Source organism: Noviherbaspirillum malthae (genome assembly GCF_015352985.1).
Taxonomy (GTDB): Bacteria; Pseudomonadota; Gammaproteobacteria; order Burkholderiales; family Burkholderiaceae_D; genus Noviherbaspirillum; species Noviherbaspirillum malthae.
The window spans coordinates 37,843-52,726 of record NZ_JACYXF010000006.1 but is presented as its reverse complement, the minus strand read 5'-3'; the positions used below and the strand labels follow the sequence as shown (position 1 = coordinate 52,726).

At 62.2% G+C, this 14,884-nt stretch carries 15 protein-coding genes; 1 reads left to right on the top strand and 14 read right to left on the bottom strand.

All coding sequences use genetic code 11. The features are described from left to right. Positions 1-3: 3 nt before the first annotated feature. The 6 genes from IGW03_RS11190 to IGW03_RS11165 form a co-directional block, all read right to left on the bottom strand. Entirely contained in the window at positions 4-1,152 is a 1,149-nt protein-coding gene (locus IGW03_RS11190; protein WP_194722643.1) for a mandelate racemase/muconate lactonizing enzyme family protein, read from the bottom strand. Positions 1,153-1,177: 25 nt separating this feature from the next. Next, complete coding sequence (locus IGW03_RS11185; RefSeq protein WP_194722642.1) at positions 1,178-2,845, bottom strand: GMC family oxidoreductase; 1,668 nt, start codon at positions 2,843-2,845, stop codon at positions 1,178-1,180. After that, a complete protein-coding gene (locus IGW03_RS11180) occupies positions 2,842-3,834 on the bottom strand; it encodes an ABC transporter substrate-binding protein (protein WP_194722641.1) in 993 nt (330 codons plus the stop codon). The genes IGW03_RS11185 and IGW03_RS11180 overlap by 4 nt, the downstream gene beginning before the upstream one ends. Before the next feature lie 24 nt (positions 3,835-3,858). Then, a complete protein-coding gene (locus IGW03_RS11175; RefSeq protein WP_194722640.1) occupies positions 3,859-4,668 on the bottom strand; it encodes an ABC transporter ATP-binding protein in 810 nt (269 codons plus the stop codon). Between the two features lie 134 nt (positions 4,669-4,802). Further along, positions 4,803-5,588 (bottom strand): ABC transporter permease, encoded by a 786-nt coding sequence (locus tag IGW03_RS11170; RefSeq protein ID WP_194722639.1) that lies wholly within the window; start codon positions 5,586-5,588, stop codon positions 4,803-4,805. 23 nt (positions 5,589-5,611) lie between these two features. After that, positions 5,612-6,349: a GntR family transcriptional regulator gene (locus tag IGW03_RS11165; protein ID WP_228535351.1), complete on the bottom strand. Its 738-nt coding sequence runs from the start codon at positions 6,347-6,349 to the stop codon at positions 5,612-5,614. Positions 6,350-6,744: 395 nt separating this feature from the next. On the opposite strand from IGW03_RS11165, the gene IGW03_RS11160 reads away from it, so the two are divergent. Then, positions 6,745-7,332 carry a LysE family translocator gene (locus tag IGW03_RS11160; RefSeq protein ID WP_194722637.1) on the top strand — a complete coding sequence of 196 codons (588 nt, stop codon included), beginning with the start codon at positions 6,745-6,747 and terminating at the stop codon, positions 7,330-7,332. 9 nt (positions 7,333-7,341) lie between these two features. On the opposite strand, the gene IGW03_RS11155 is transcribed toward IGW03_RS11160, so the two are convergent. The 8 genes from IGW03_RS11155 to IGW03_RS11120 all read right to left on the bottom strand — a co-directional run bounded on the left by IGW03_RS11155 (position 7,342) and on the right by IGW03_RS11120 (position 14,872). Continuing rightward, entirely contained in the window at positions 7,342-8,184 is an 843-nt protein-coding gene (locus IGW03_RS11155) for an AraC family transcriptional regulator (protein WP_194722636.1), read from the bottom strand. Between the two features lie 127 nt (positions 8,185-8,311). Then, positions 8,312-8,635: a DUF971 domain-containing protein gene (locus IGW03_RS11150; RefSeq protein ID WP_194722635.1), complete on the bottom strand. Its 324-nt coding sequence runs from the start codon at positions 8,633-8,635 to the stop codon at positions 8,312-8,314. A 9-nt stretch (positions 8,636-8,644) separates the two neighbouring features. Continuing rightward, positions 8,645-9,616 (bottom strand): HEAT repeat domain-containing protein, encoded by a 972-nt coding sequence (locus tag IGW03_RS11145; RefSeq protein WP_194722634.1) that lies wholly within the window; start codon positions 9,614-9,616, stop codon positions 8,645-8,647. Between the two features lie 9 nt (positions 9,617-9,625). Beyond that, on the bottom strand, positions 9,626-10,525 hold the full coding sequence (locus IGW03_RS11140) for an ABC transporter ATP-binding protein (protein WP_194722633.1): 900 nt from the start codon (positions 10,523-10,525) through the stop codon (positions 9,626-9,628). 1 nt (position 10,526) lies between these two features. Continuing rightward, positions 10,527-11,342, bottom strand: coding sequence for an ABC transporter permease (locus IGW03_RS11135; protein WP_194722632.1), 816 nt, complete (start codon positions 11,340-11,342; stop codon positions 10,527-10,529). Between the two features lie 27 nt (positions 11,343-11,369). Further along, positions 11,370-12,791, bottom strand: a complete 1,422-nt coding sequence (locus tag IGW03_RS11130; RefSeq protein WP_194722631.1) for an ABC transporter substrate-binding protein — start codon at positions 12,789-12,791, stop codon at positions 11,370-11,372. A 62-nt stretch (positions 12,792-12,853) separates the two neighbouring features. Beyond that, positions 12,854-13,087 (bottom strand): 4Fe-4S dicluster domain-containing protein, encoded by a 234-nt coding sequence (locus IGW03_RS11125; protein ID WP_194722630.1) that lies wholly within the window; start codon positions 13,085-13,087, stop codon positions 12,854-12,856. A 9-nt stretch (positions 13,088-13,096) separates the two neighbouring features. Next, positions 13,097-14,872: a fumarate reductase/succinate dehydrogenase flavoprotein subunit gene (locus IGW03_RS11120; RefSeq protein ID WP_194722629.1), complete on the bottom strand. Its 1,776-nt coding sequence runs from the start codon at positions 14,870-14,872 to the stop codon at positions 13,097-13,099. Between the last annotated feature and the right edge of the window lie 12 nt (positions 14,873-14,884).

The window sequence follows — 14,884 nt, the reverse complement described above, 5'->3', positions numbered from 1 at the left end:
GCCTCAGTAGGCGTGCGGCCTGCGGAATTCCCGAACCGCATCCGGATCATGGCTCAGTCCCAGGCCCGGTCCGTCGGACAAGCTGACGATACCTTCAACCGGATTCAGGGACGGAGGCAGCAGCAGTTCGCGCAAGAGATTGGGATTCGAGTCGACCTCGACATAATCGCCTTCTCCGAAGGCGGCGCGCAGATGCATCGATGCCACCAGGCCCACGCCGCCTCCGAGCCAGTGCGGACAAAACATCTTTCCGGCGTCGATTGCCCGCCGCCCCACTTCCAGGCATCCGGTGAACCCGCCCCATTTTCCGAGATCGGGCTGGATGACAGACAGCGCACCGGATGCAATGGCATCCGAGAACACCTCGGTGCCGCGCAGATTCTCGCCGGCCGCCAGCGGCAGGGAAATTGACTTTGCCAATTGCCGCCACACCGGCAGCGGATAGTCGGCGGCGATCGGTTCTTCCAGCCAGGCCGGTTTGAACTCGGCGAGCCGGGCACTCATCGACTGCGCCTCTTCCGGCGTCCATGCCTGGTTGGCATCGATCATCAACGTCGTGCCGTCGCCGAAGTGTTCGCGCAAGGCACGCAGGTTGCGCAGGTCGCGCTCCGCGCCGAAGCCGACCTTCAGCTTGAACGCCCGGTATCCTTCCTCATGCTTGGCGGCGGCCAGCGTTTCGGGACCGGTCGGGCTGAGTCCCGAGGCATAGGTGCGGACCCGAGGTCCGCCTCCGAACAGGCGCCAGAGCGGCTGCCCGATACGTTTGCCGGCCAGGTCCCACAAGGCGATATCGGTACCGGCGATGGCCTGCGCAAGCGGACCCGGCTCGCCGCACTGGATGGCGAGAATGCGCAATCGCCGGCTCAGCTCTTCGAATGCCTCGGCAGGATGGGCCCACTCCCGCTGCTGCAGGATGGGGGCGACGCATGACTCCAGCAGGCGCGCCCGGTGCTCGGCGCCGACGCTCGGAAAATTGCACCAGATCTCGCCCCAGCCTTCCACGCCGTCCGAATCGATGATGCGCACCAGCACCGCAGGGCGGTCGTGCATGATGCCGAACGAGGTTTGCACCGGCTCGTCGATGGGAACCCGCAGCACGATGGCTTCGACCTTCGCCACGCGGAGCGGTGGAAGTTCGGAAAGTGTATGCATCTCAGTAGTGTTCCCGTTCTTTATGCTATGTATGTTCGGCCGGCATCGGTCTGCCAAGGGTTTGCCTGATTCCGGATTTCTGCGCCTGCAGAACAATGTCGGCGCCCTTCTCGCCGATCATGATCGACGCGGCATTGGTATTGGCCGAAATCATTTCAGGCATGACGGAGGCGTCGATGACTCTTAATCGCTCGATGCCGCGGACACGCAGCGAGGGGTCGACCACCGCCCGCGCGTCGCTGCCCATGCGGCAGGTGCCGACCGGATGGAAAACCGTGCCGCCTGCAGTGCGCGCGAATTCCATGAGGCCTTCCCGGCTGGTCCGCTTTGCGCCGGGCAGCATCTCTTCCGCCACGAGGCCGCGGAACGCCGGCTGGCTGTAGATGTCGCGCAGCATCTGGATGCCGGCGGCAAGCGTATTGCGGTCGAGTTCATCCTGCAGGTAATTCGTCTCGATGCGCGGCGGCGCCAGCGGGTCGGCGGAACGGATCTGCAAGCGCCCTCTGGACAGCGGCCGGCACTGGCATGCCGAGGCAGTGAACCCCGGGTAGTCGTGCAATGGCGTTCCCGGCTTGTCCACCGACAGCGGCATCACGTTGAACTGCATGTCGGCACGGCCGTCCCGCGCGAACTCGGTCCTGACGAATCCGCCGACCTGCCCGGCTCCCACGGTCAGCGGTCCGGATTGCCTGAACAGCCATTCCATGCCCATCGATGCCAGGCGAAACGGATTCCTCACATCGTTATTGAGTGACATCTTTTTCCTCAGCCTGACGATGGTGCGCGCCTGATAATGGTCCTTCAGGTTTTCTCCGACATCCGGCGCATCGACCACGACATCGATGCCATGCTGGCGCAGCAACGTGGCCGGGCCGATTCCGGAAAGCTGGAGTAACTGCGGCGACTGTATGGCGCCCGCACTGAGGATGACTTCCTGCGCCGCAGTGCGGCGTATCGTTCCCTTGTGGGACCATTCGACGCCGGTCGCAACGGTCCCTTCGAACAGCACCCGCAGCGTGTGCGCCTCGGTGATCACCGTGAGGTTCGGGCGCTGCCGTACCGGCTTGAGGAAAGCGGCCGCCGAACTGGAGCGCCAGCCGTTCTTCAAGGTCAGCTGGTAAGCCCCCACGCCGAACTCGGTCGCGCCGTTGAAGTCGAGATTGAACGGCAGGCCGGTCTGCTGCGCGGCTTCCAGCCAGGCTCGGCAATAGGGATGGTCGTTGCGCAGGTCGGACACCCCCAGCTCGCCGCCGCCGCCGTGGTATTCGCTTTCGCCGCCGGCATAGCCTTCCGAGCGCTTGAAGAAGGGAAGCACCGAGCGGTAATCCCATCCGGCGGCGCCCAGGCGGGCCCAATCGTCATAGTCCTGGTGCTGGCCGCGGATATAGATCAGGCCATTGATCGAACTCGATCCGCCGATGATCCGTCCGCGTGGCCAGATGATGTTGCGATTGCCGCTGCCCTCGCACGGCTCGGTATCGAAGAGCCGCGAGAACCGTTCATCGTAGATGGTCCGGAAATAGCCGACAGGCAGGTGCAGCCAGAAATTGGTGTTTTCCTTTCCGGCTTCCAGCAGCAGCACCCTCACGTTCGGATCCGCGGACAAACGGTTGGCGAGCACGCAACCGGCGGAGCCCGCTCCGACGATGATGTAGTCGTAGGAGCGCTCTTTTCCGGCTGAGGCGGTGTTCATGATTTGACGACGTCGAGATACACCTTGGGATCGAAATACTGCGATGCCGGCATGGCATTGGGGATCTTGGCGAAATCGGTGAAGAAGTCAGTGACCTGCTGCAGCCACTTCGTGACGGTGCCGTCGGTGTACATCTTCGACCATTCCGCGGAGGTGAACATTTTCTGGGCGCGCAGCTGTTCCTTCAGATCGTCCAGCGGCACTTCCTTGTAGTAGTTCTTCTGCAGGGTGTCGATGGCCTGGTCTGGATTCTTGATCATCGCATCGTTGGCTTGCGCCCACACCCGCACGATCTTGGCGAGGACGTCCTTGTTCTTGTCGTAGTAGTCGTTGCGCGCCGCCCATCCGCCAACGATCGCGGTCTTCGGATAATAGGCCGAGGCATCGGTCAGCATCTTGGCCGTCGGCACCCGGTTGCGCACCTGGATGTTGAACGGCACCCACAGCGCGACCGCCGGCACGGCTTTGGAAATGAAGGCCGTCACCGCATCCGGCATGCGCTGGTTGACCATTTCCACGGCCTTGGGATCGACGCCGTTGGCCCGCAGCGCATTGTCGAGAAACACATGCGCGGTAGTGCCGGTGGTCGTTGAAATCTTCTTGCCCGACAGGTCGGATATCTTGTTGATGCCCATGTCGGGATGCACCCACAGCTGCGCCGTCGCGAACTCGATATCGTTGATCAGGAAGACCTTGCCCTGCCCGCGCGCCGGAAAGTTGGAGAGCACGGCGCCCGTCGACAGCACGTCGATGCTGCCGCCGCTCATTGCCTGGAACAGTTCCAGGCCGGTCTGGAAGCGGATGAACTCAGGCTCCAGTCCTTCCTTCTTCCACAGTCCCATCGACTCGGCGAGCCAGATCTGGCCGTCCACGGCCAGGGTATGCAGATAGCCGATCTTGATCTTGGTGGTTTGGGCGTGCGCCAGCTGCGGCTGGACTGCGGTCAGCGCGGCGGCGGATGCGAGTTGCAGAAAGGTGCGGCGTTCCATGGTCTTCTCCTGTTGTCGAGGTGGTCAGGCTGCTTTGGCCTGGGCTTGCTGTGCTTCGTATTCACGCATGACCGACTCATGGATGCGCGCACGAATATGGTTGAATTCCGGCGTCTCCTGAAGCGAACGGTGACGCGGATAAGGAAAGGGAATGTCGACAACCTCCCGGATGCGCGACGGGCGTGCCGAAATCACCAGCACCTTGTTGGACAGGTAGACGGCCTCCTCGACCGAATGCGTGATCAGCAGCACCGTCTTGCCTTCGGCATGCAGCACCTCCAGCAGCAGGTCGTGCATGGCGCTGCGGGTCTGCGCATCGAGCGCGCCGAAAGGCTCGTCCATCAGCACGAACTCGGGATGCACCGCATAGGTCCTGGCCAGCGCCAGGCGCTGGCGCATGCCGCCGGACAGGGTTTTCGGATGGGCATGCCGAAAATCGGCAAGGCCCATCAGCTTCAAATAACGCTCGACGGTGTCGCGCTTTTCGCCGGCGCTCAGTTTGCTGTTGCGGCTCAGGTTCAGGCCGAATGCGATGTTCTGTTCCACCGTCAGCCATGGAAAGACGCCATATTCCTGGAACATCACTCCCCGGTCCGGCCCCGGACCTGTGATCGGCTGGCCGTCGAGGGTAACGCGGCCGGAGGTCGGCTCGATGAAGCCGGCCGCCATGTTCAGCAACGTGGTCTTGCCGCAGCCGGAAGGACCGACCAGCGAAATGAAGTCACCCTGATTGATGCTGAAGGACATGTCGTGCACCACGTCCAGGGTACCGTCCGAAGTCGGGTACTGCATCGAGACGTTGGCAAAGCGGATTCGTTCCTGTTTCTGTTCCATTCGGGAGCCCTTGTTATCCACGACAAGCAATCATGTCAAAGTGATTCGACCGTGGCCGACCTGCTCCCTCCCCTTCAAGGGGAGGGCTGGGGTGGGGATGGGTTTATACATGCTGCACAAAACCCATCCTCTACCTAGTTCTCCACCTTGTCCTGCCAGGACACGAGCCGCTTCGACAGCTTGCGCAGGATCAGGTCCATCGCCAGCGCGAGCGTGCCGATGCAGATGATGCCGAGGTAGATCGTTCCCAGGTCGAAGAACGACGAGGCGTTCTGTATCATCGCTCCCAGCCCCTGCTGCGCCGCCACCAGTTCCGAGGCAACCAGCGTTGCCCAAGCCACGCCCAGCGCCACCCGCAACGCAGTCAGCATGTGGGGCACGGTCATCGGCAGCATCACCTTCAGGAAAATTTCCATGTCGGTCGCCCCGAGCGTCTTGGCGACCCGGATATAGACCGGGCTGATCTGGGTCATGCCCTCGTACATGACAATGACCGCAGCGAAGAACGACGCGTAGAACAGGATGGCGATCTTCGCCACCTCGCCGATTCCCAGGTAGACGATCACCAGCGGAATCAATGCGATCGGCGGCAGCGCGCGGAAGAAATTGATCAGCGGGTCGACGAAGCGCCGTACCGGCTTGTACCAGCCGATCAGGAAGCCGACCGGGACCGCCAGCAGCATGCCGAGCAGCAGACCGAACACCACTCGCTTGACGGAGGCGTAAATATTGACCAGCAGGTCGCCCTCGGTGACCGAGCGCCAGAACACTTCAAAGACGGCTCCCGGCGACGGCAGCAACGTCGGATTGATCAGTCCGGTGGCGCGTATCATGAACCAGAATCCGATCAGGCAGACGAAGGGCACCGCGGCCCAACTGAGATCAGTGAAATAGCTCCTGCGATTGCTTCCCTTTGCCATGCTTGTCTCCGAAATTTGAACGCTTAGTCCCGGCTGCGAGTTTTCTTCCGCACTGTTTTTTTCTGCGGAAACAGGTCGGTCTCGATTTCGATCATCTGCGCCGGATACTGGATGCGTGCGTAATAGATCAGCATCCCGTCCTGGTCCAGCAACCCCCTGCAGACATCGGCGACCGGATCGCCGATGCCGATGTTGAGGTGGCCCGCCGTTTCCTCGTCTGAAATCGTCACCCGCATGATCTGCTTGCCTGCGGTGATCTCGACGTCTTCCATTGATGCAAGCGCAGGAATCACCGTCGCGCTGCTGAAACCTTCCGGGTCTCGCTTGTAAATGCTTTTCTCAAGATAGATATCAATCAGGCAATAGGGCACGTCCTTGTGGTAGTGCACGCGTCGCATCCGGTGATAGGACTTGGCCAGCTTTCCGAATTCGAATGCCGGGCCGATCACATGCTCTTCCGGGTCCAGATGCAGGAGCCGGATCTTGAGATCCGCCACGGTGGACACCAGCTCCTCGAAGTTGTTGGGCAGCTTGAACCAGCGCTCTTCCGACAAATCCTTGACCACAAAGGTACCCAAGCCTCGCGTGCGGCGAATGATGCCCTGCTCCTCCAGCCGGTCCAGCGACGCCCTCAGGGTGATGCGCGATACCTTGTACTCCTCCTCCAGCTCATCCAGCGTGGGAATCTGTTCCCCTACCCGCCACTGCTGGTTCTGGATCTTCTTCCGCATGAGGGCTGCGACCTGCAGGTATAGCGGCATGCGGCTGTTGCCAAAAACTGACTGTATTTTATGCATAAAGTCATATTAATAAGCACTTTGGAGAAAGACAAGGCAATCCTGTAATTTCCGATATTCAATTCCGTCGTTTGAGCAGGCAGTGTAGTGAGCTTGAAGGAGCGCGGCTACGAAGTTATTTGCATAAAGTTATAACAAGCCAACGGCATGCAACGACATTAAAACGAAACGCATGCCGACATACCAGTAAAAGCGCAGCGGCAGGCATTGCATAAATCGCAATACCCCCGTGCAGGACCTAATGCCTTGCCGTGTAGGAGCTCTGCCGCCGAGCAGGGCAATTTCCTTCAATACCTGACGTTCGGCTCTCACTATCATCTGCCGCATATCGCCTCCGACAGGAAAGAAAGGAAAAGCAGATGAACATGATCCTCTCCATGGCGGCTTTTGCCCTGGCCGCATCGATTTCACCCGGGCCCGTCAACATTGTGGCGCTCGGCAGCGGCGCCCGCTACGGCTTCGCCGCCAGCATGCGCCATGTCACCGGAGCGACCTGCGGGTTTTCCCTGCTGCTGCTGCTGATCGGACTTGGCCTGCATGAACTGCTCGTACATTCGCCATGGCTGACAGACGCGCTGCGGTGGGCCGGCGCCGCTTTCCTGCTGTACATGGCATGGCGCCTCGCTTCGGATTCCGGCCAACTGGACTCAGGGCCAGCCTCGAAAATGCCTTCGCTCTCGCAAGGCGCCGTCATGCAATGGCTCAACCCCAAGGCGTGGCTTGCAGCCGTGGCAGGAATGGGCACCTATGCGGCTGACGGAGGTTTCGGAGCGGTATGGCTGTTCACCGGCGTGTACTTCATCATCTGCTATCTCTCCATTGCAAGCTGGGCGTGGGCGGGCAGCTTTCTGCAGCATTATCTGCAAGCACCCCATCGGATCCGGTGGCTCAACCGAGCAATGGCCGCGATGATCGTCGCAAGCGTCGTCTACCTGGCCGCAGCTTAGAGCCGAGAGCTAAGGCCGGCTCTGGTATTGCCCAGGCGTTGCGGCGGTCAGGCGCTTGAAGATGCGCTGGAAATGCGCCTGATCCGCAAAGCCGGCTTCGAGCGCGGCTTGCGCAATGGGCACGCCTTCCCTGAGCCTGGCCTTGCCGAACTGAATGCGGCGGTTCGTCTGGTATTCATGCGGCGCGACACCGTAACGCTTCTTGAAGGCGCGGATGAGATAGGACGCCGACAGATCGGCCACGGCACATAATTCTTCCAGCCTCAGCGATTGCGAAAAATGCGCGTCGATATGCCTGGCTGCGCGCTCCGCCTTTGAAACGGATTCCATGCCGGCCGGCGCGCACGGCGTCAGTTCGCCATCCAGCAATCCGGCGAACTCGATGATGCCGACTTCCCGTATCAGCCGGTCGCTGTCGGCATCGGTCAGCTGCGAGAACAGCGACACGCCGGCATCGGCGAGATGAGGCGCATGCAGCGCCGCCCTCGCGTACGGGCGAAACGCGACGTCATCGCTGCCGCGCAGGTCGGCCTGTACGCGTCCCATCCATTCGGCATCGATATAGAACATGATGAAGGACCAGCCGGCATCATCGAGCGGATTGCAGACGTGGACGTCGCCCGGATTCATGACGACGAGCATTCCCTGTCCGACCTCTTCGCTGTGCGCGCCATTGACATAGCTGCTTCGTCCGCCCGTGATGATGCCGACGGAGAACGTGTCATGCCAGTGCCGCGCATAGCTCGCTTCCGCCCCATCGCGCATCATGCGCGCCTCGATGAAGGGCATGTCCGGGTCGCGCCAGAAAATCTGCCGCGGACCATGCTTGCTATTCTTGTCTTGCCGGGTCATGGCGCTGATTTTACTCCGTGGCCGAACGGCACGGTAGCGGACTGAATAGTCAGGGCAGCCGCCGGCCGTTCCTTCTCCCTGCGACGGCAGTCTCATTGGTTGCGGAAGCGGCATGGCGGCCGCGTACTCATTGACGACCGGTCGAGGAAGCCGCTTCGCTTTCGTACAGCCCGCGCAAATAGGCCCAGGGAAAAATGCCGCGCCTGTGGCCGTCACTGAACACCAGCTGCACCGCATAGGTGCCTACCGGATGAATTTCGGTGACACGCAGGTCGGCGGGAACGGGGTCTTGCTCATTTCCGTGCCTGCCTCGCAGACTCTTGCACTGAGCGCACTCGCAATGCGCACGCAAAAAGGCGTTGCTGAAGCGGCGCAGCAGACCGTCGGGCCAGCGGATGCGCATCTCGCCGCCCTCGTTGACGATGCTTTCGGGCAGAAGCTCAGTGCTCATGCTCGGCGTTCACGAAGTTTGTTCCGCAATCCGGATCTGCTCGATCGCGATGCGAGCCGCCTTGCGCACTTCCGGATCGGAGTCGTGCTGCGATCTTTCCAGCGCCGGCAATGCATCCACGGAGCGGATCTCGCCAAGCGCCAGCGCACTTTCCTTGCGCAGGTTGCCGATTTCATGGTCGAGCAGCGTCACCAGCGCTGGCACCGCTTCGACACTGCGCAGGCGGCCCAAGCTTCGGGCAGCGCGCAGGCGTACCTGCCAGTAAGCATCATCAAGCACCGCGATCAAGCGCTCGCCCGCCTGCTCCAGCTTGAGCTTGCCCAGCGTGGTCGCCGCTTCCTCCCTGACCTGCCAGGCCTGGTCCGCCAGCGCGCCGAGCAATGCCGGCAGCACCGCATCGTCGAGGGCCAGGCCGAGCGCGCCGACCGCCGCGCGACGCACCTCGGCATCGGCATCTGCGGTCGCGAGCTTGACCAGCGCCGGCAAGGCGGCCGGATTCTTCAGGTATCCGAGCACTGCGATCGCCTCGCGCCGCACCAGCGCTTCCTCATGACCAATCGCCGCCAGCGCCGGCACGAAGCTTTGCGCCACGCGCAGTTCACGCAGCGCGCGCAGCACGGCCACGCGCACGAAGGCATCGGGATGCTCGGCGGCCGGCAGCAGAAGGCGAGCCGATGCGCTGTTCTTGAGTTGACTCAGGCTGTGGGCCGCCGCTTCCCGCACCGCCGCGTCCTCGTCGCCCAGCAGTTCCACGAGTCCTGCCACACTCTCATCGCTTTCGAAGCCTTCCAGTGCGCGCGCCGCTTCCACGCGCACCGCAGCGGCTTCATCATGCAGGGCCGCGATGAACAGCGGCGCATGCTCGTCGCCGGCGAAGTCGTTGAGCTCCATGACGGCGATGCGCCGCACTTCGGCATCATCGGATTGCAGGCGCTGCCGGATGTCCTGCAGTTCCGGATCGTCGTTGTCTATCAGGTTCACGGATTTTCCTTATATGGCGAATTGAAGGCTGTGTGCGGGTTGTGCGATGGGCTTTCCGAGCGGAGTCAGGCGCTCCAGGGGTATGACATTGCCATGCGGGTGCAGGAGCGCCAGGCAGTGCCGCTTGAGCCGGGTGAACTCATCCGAGGTCACCAGGGCGGCGTCGCGCGGCCGCGGAAAATCGAGCTTCAGTTCCTCGATGATGCGGCCCGGACGCGGGCTCATCACCAGGATGCGGTCGGCGAGAAACAGTGCCTCGTCGATGTCATGGGTGATGAACAGGATACTGGTGCGGATGCGGCTCCAGACATCGAGCAGCAGTTCCTGCATCTTCAGGCGGGTCTGCGCATCCAGTGCGCTGAAGGGTTCGTCCATCAGCATCACGCGCGGTCGGTTGATCAGCACCCGGGCGATTTCCACTCGCTGCTGCATGCCTCCCGACAGCTGCGCCGGATAGCTTTGCTCGAAGCCCTCCAGACCTACCAGCTTGAGCAACTCGTGCGCCTGTTCACGGCGCTGCGCCTTGCCGATGCCCTTCATCTTTAGACCGAAGGCGACGTTGTCGATCACCCGCTTCCAGGGGAACAGCGTGTGCTGCTGGAAGACCAGCCCGCGATCGGGGTCGGGACCGGCAATCGGCTGTCCGTCGATGCTGATCTTCCCTTCGCTCGGCTGCAGATGACCGGCCAGCGCGCCGAGCAGCGTCGATTTCCCGCAGCCGGAAGGCCCGAGTATGCAAACGAATTCGCCTGGCGCCATCGAGATGGAAACATCCTGCAGCGCTTCGAAGGCTTGCGCACCCTTGCCAAGCCGGATATGAAGATGCTCGATGTCGATGCGGCCCGGCAAAACCGGACTGGCCTGCTCAGGCAAGCACAGATTGAAAGCGGCGGTAGCGCTAGCGCTCATCTCATTTCCTTTCAGGCAGATACCAGGGCATCAGCGCATCACCCGCCTTCTTGAGCAGAGCGCTGCTGCCCATGCCGAAGACACCGATGAACAGCATGCCGACCACGATGTCCGGGTAGTTCTGTATGGTGTAGGACGCCCAGGTGTAATAGCCAATGCCGAACTGGCCGGAAATCATTTCCGCGGTGACCAGGCAGAACCAGGCGGTGCCCATGCCGATGGCAAGGCCGGTGACGATGCCGGGCGCGGCTGCAGGCAGGATCACCTCGGTGAACACCGCGCGGCGTCCGCCGCCGAGGCTGCGGGCCGACGCGATCAGCCGCCGGTCCACCGCTTCGACGCCATGAATGGTGTTGAGCAGGATAGGGAACAGCGCGCCGATGAAGGTGATGTAGATCATCGACATTTCCGACGAGGGAAACATCAGGATCGCCAGCGGTATCCAGGCAACGGCGGGAATGGGACGCAGCATCTCCAGCGGAGGCAGCAGCATGTCCGCGCACCAGCGCGAGCGTCCGATCGCAAGACCCAGGGCGATGCCGACCAGCGCCGCGGCGAAGAAGCCTGCGAACACGCGGGTCAGGCTGGCCGCCAGATGAGAGGCGAGCTTCGGCGATTCGATCAGCAAGCGCGCCGCCTCCACGACATCAGTAGGCGAAGGCAAGTTGCGAAAGGTGATCACACCGAGGTCGACATGCGCCGACGACACCCATTGCCAGAGCGCGATGCAGGCGGCAAGCGATGCGGCACGCAGCAGCAGGCGGCTGCCCGCTTGCCAAGGAAGCTGAAACTTCTGTCCGAGCGTAATGCTGTTCATGGGCATGGCTCCATCAATTCCGGAATGTCAGCTCGCAACGCTGGCCTTGGCGCCGTTGAAGTCGAGCACCTTGCCGCCGTTCTTTTTTGCCCAGGCTTCGGCGCTGTCCTTGAGCAGGAAAACGCTGAACTCGCCCTTGCCGTGGCTGACGAACCAGGCATCGTCGGCAAACAATTTCAGCCCGCTCTCGCGGTCGTGGCCGTAGATGACTCGAATCTTCCTGCCCGCCTTCTCCAGCTTCACGAGATCGGCCAACGCCGATTCCGGCGTGGCGTAATGGCGCACCAGCGGCTCGCCCTGCACCCAGATCTGGGCCACGCGCTTCGCGTCTGTGATCGGTTTCCCGCTGACCGCATCCTTGGCGGTGACCGGCAGCTTCGCATAGTTCTTCAGGTGCGCTTCATAGTCGAGCCCTGCCTGCTTGTAGGCGCCGCGGATGTACTGGTCGTTGATGAAGGCATTGACGTCGATATCGCTGTCGGTGCGCTTGAGCAGGCGCAGGGTCTCGATCGAAGTCTTCACCGCCTGCCGGTACTCGGGCTTCCAGGTGAAGTCGCGCGTCTGCAGGCCGAGGGGACCGTGGAACAGATAATTGACTTCCGCTTCGATGCCCGTGACCTTGGCGATCAGCTCGCTGTATTTCTCAGGTTCGGCGGCAATCAGGCGGTCGGCCTCGATGGCGGCACGCAGAAAGGCGGTGACGATTTCAGGATACTTCTTCGCGTAGTCGGCGTCGACCAGGCTGCCGTGCATGGTGGGCGCATTGGCCTGCGAGCCGTCAAAGATCTTGCGCGCGAAGCCGCGGTGCGGGAACAGTTCGGCGAAGGGAACGAAGTCCGCATGCGCGTCAATCTTTCCGCTCTGCAGCGCCGAGCCGGCGACTTCGGGCGACTGGGTCGTGATGTTGACATCCTTCTCCGGGTCCCAGCCCTGCGCCTTCACCGCGCGCAGCAGCATGCCGTGCGCGGTCGATGCGAACGGCACCGAAATGGTCTTGCCCTTGAGTTCCGCCAGCGACTGCACGGCCGATGACTTGGGTACCACGATGCCGTTGCCGCTGCCGACGGTGCTGCCGGAGAGCACCGTAATGAACTGGCTCTGCCTGCCGGCTTTCTGGAAAGCCGCGCCGTTGAAGGAACCGGGAAAATCCGCCATCGAACCGATGTCGAGCTTGCCGGCCACCATTTCATTGGTCAGCGGCGCGCCGGATGTGAAGTTCTTCCACTGGATGTCGTATTGCGCATCCTTGTACTTGCCGTCGCGCGGCAGGTATTTCTCCAGCAGTTTCAGTTCGCGAATGAGCAGGCCGCCGGTGGCGCAGTTGATGGTGGTGTCCTGCGTGCCGATGGCGATGCGGATGGTTTCCGCCGACGCACTTGCGGACAGGGAAGAGAGGGAGGCCAGAGCGACGGTGAGGCTCAGGCGTGTCAGGCTATTGTTCAGGGTCATGATGGGCTCGCAGTGGGTTGGGCGAATCTCGTTATTGATGTCCGAATACGGTGTACGGATGCTCAGCGCAGCAGATAGGGAATGTCGACATGCACGGCGCCGGTCGGACAGTCCTTCTCGCAAGGCATGCAGTACCAGCATTCGTCGAACTTCATGTAGGCCTTGCCCTTGATCATGTCGATGGCGAGCACGTCGAGCGGGCAGACATCGACGCAGACGGTGCAGCCCTTGTGGGCGATGCATTTGTCTTCGTCGACGGTGACGGGGACGTTGGTGATGTGAGTGGTGACCGGCATGCTGGCTCCTTATGCTTCGGTTGCTTCGATGGTGGTAGCTGTTGGGTTCTCGGCAGGGCTTGCACCCTGCCTGTCCTTGCTGATGCGCAGTTTCTGGTAGGCGGATTTTTCCTCTTCGCCGAGACTGACGATGTACGGCTCCACCGGCCGCTTGAAGCAGCGCATCCCGTCCTGCTCCTTCTTCAGCTGCACATGCACGAACCAGTCGCGGTCGTTGCGCTCGGGATGATCGACGCGGTAGTGGTACAGGCCCCAGCGGCTCTCGGTGCGGTAGAGCGATGCCCTCGCCGCCATCTCGGCGCAGTCGCGGATCGCATGCACTTCCATGGCGCGCATCAGTTCATGCGGATTGCGTGCCGACAGGCGGTTCAGGTCTTCGGCTATGGCCTCGAAGCGGCTCAGGCCGATTTCCATCTTGCGCGTGACCTTGGGCGGCTGCAGGTAATCGTTGACCATGCGGCGCAGCTTGTATTCCACCTGATTCGGCGGCAGGCCGTCCTCGTTCGCCAGCGGCGCCCAGACGCGCGAGCGTTCGCGTTCGACCTGGTGCTCGTCGACGTCGGCCAGCAGCTGTTCCGCGCAGTAGCGGGCGGCGCTCTCGCCGGCCAGCCTGCCGTAGACGAAGGCGCCGAGCATGTAGTTGTGCGGCACGCAGGCCAGGTCACCGGCCGCATACAGGCCCGCCACCGTGGTTTCCGCATGTTCGTTGACCCAGACGCCGGACGCGGAATGGCCGCTGCACAGGCCGATCTCGGAGATGTGCATTTCCACCATCTGCTTGCGATAGTCGGTGCCGCGTCCCGCATGGAACCGGCCGCGGCTGGGTCTTTCATTGGTGTGCAGGATGGTCTCGATGGTGCTGATGGTTTCCTCGGCGAGATGATCGAGCTTGAGGAACACCGGCCCGTCGCCGCTCTGCAGTTCGCGGTAGAACTCCATCATCATCTGCCCGCTCCAGTAGTCGCATTCGATGAAGCGCTCGCCCTTGTTGTTGGTGGTGTAGCCGCCAAAGGGTCCGGTCACGTAGGCGCAGGCCGGGCCGTTGTAATCCTTGATCAGCGGATTGATCTGGAAGCATTCGATGCCCGAAAGCTCCGCGCCGGCGTGATAGGCCATGCTGTAGCCGTCGCCGGCATTGGTCGGGTTTTCGTAGGTGCCGAACAGGTAGCCCGACGCAGGCAGGCCGAGGCGGCCGGCAGCGCCGGTGGACAGGATCACCGTCTTGGCCCGCACCACGTGGAAGTCGCCGCTGCGGCAGTCGAAGGCCATCGCGCCGGCGATGCGGCCGTCGTCGGCAGTCAGCAGCCGGGTCGCCACCAGGCGGTTGGTGATCTCGACGCGCAGGCGCTTCAGGCGACGGTACAGGACCTTCTTGATGTCATGGCCTTCAGGCATCGGCAGCACGTAGGTGCCCATGTGATGCACCTTGCGCATCGCATAGTCGCCGGTTTCGTCCTTTTCGAACTTCACGCCCCAGCGGTCGAGTTCCTCGATCATCGCATAGCTGTTCTGCGCGTAGGCCATCACGGTCTTCTGGTTGACGATGCCGTCGTTGGCCGTGGTGATTTCCTTCACATACTGCTCCGGCGTCGCAAAGCCCGGCACGATCGCGTTGTTGAGGCCGTCCATGCCCATGGAGATGGCGCCGCTGCGCTTGACGTTGGCCTTTTCCAGCAGCAGCACGCGCAGCTGCGGATTCGCCTCCTTGGCCTTGGCTGCGGCCATCGGTCCTGCGGTGCCGCCGCCGATCACGAGCACGTCAACGGTTTGGATATGCGTTTGCATGGGCTGTCCTCA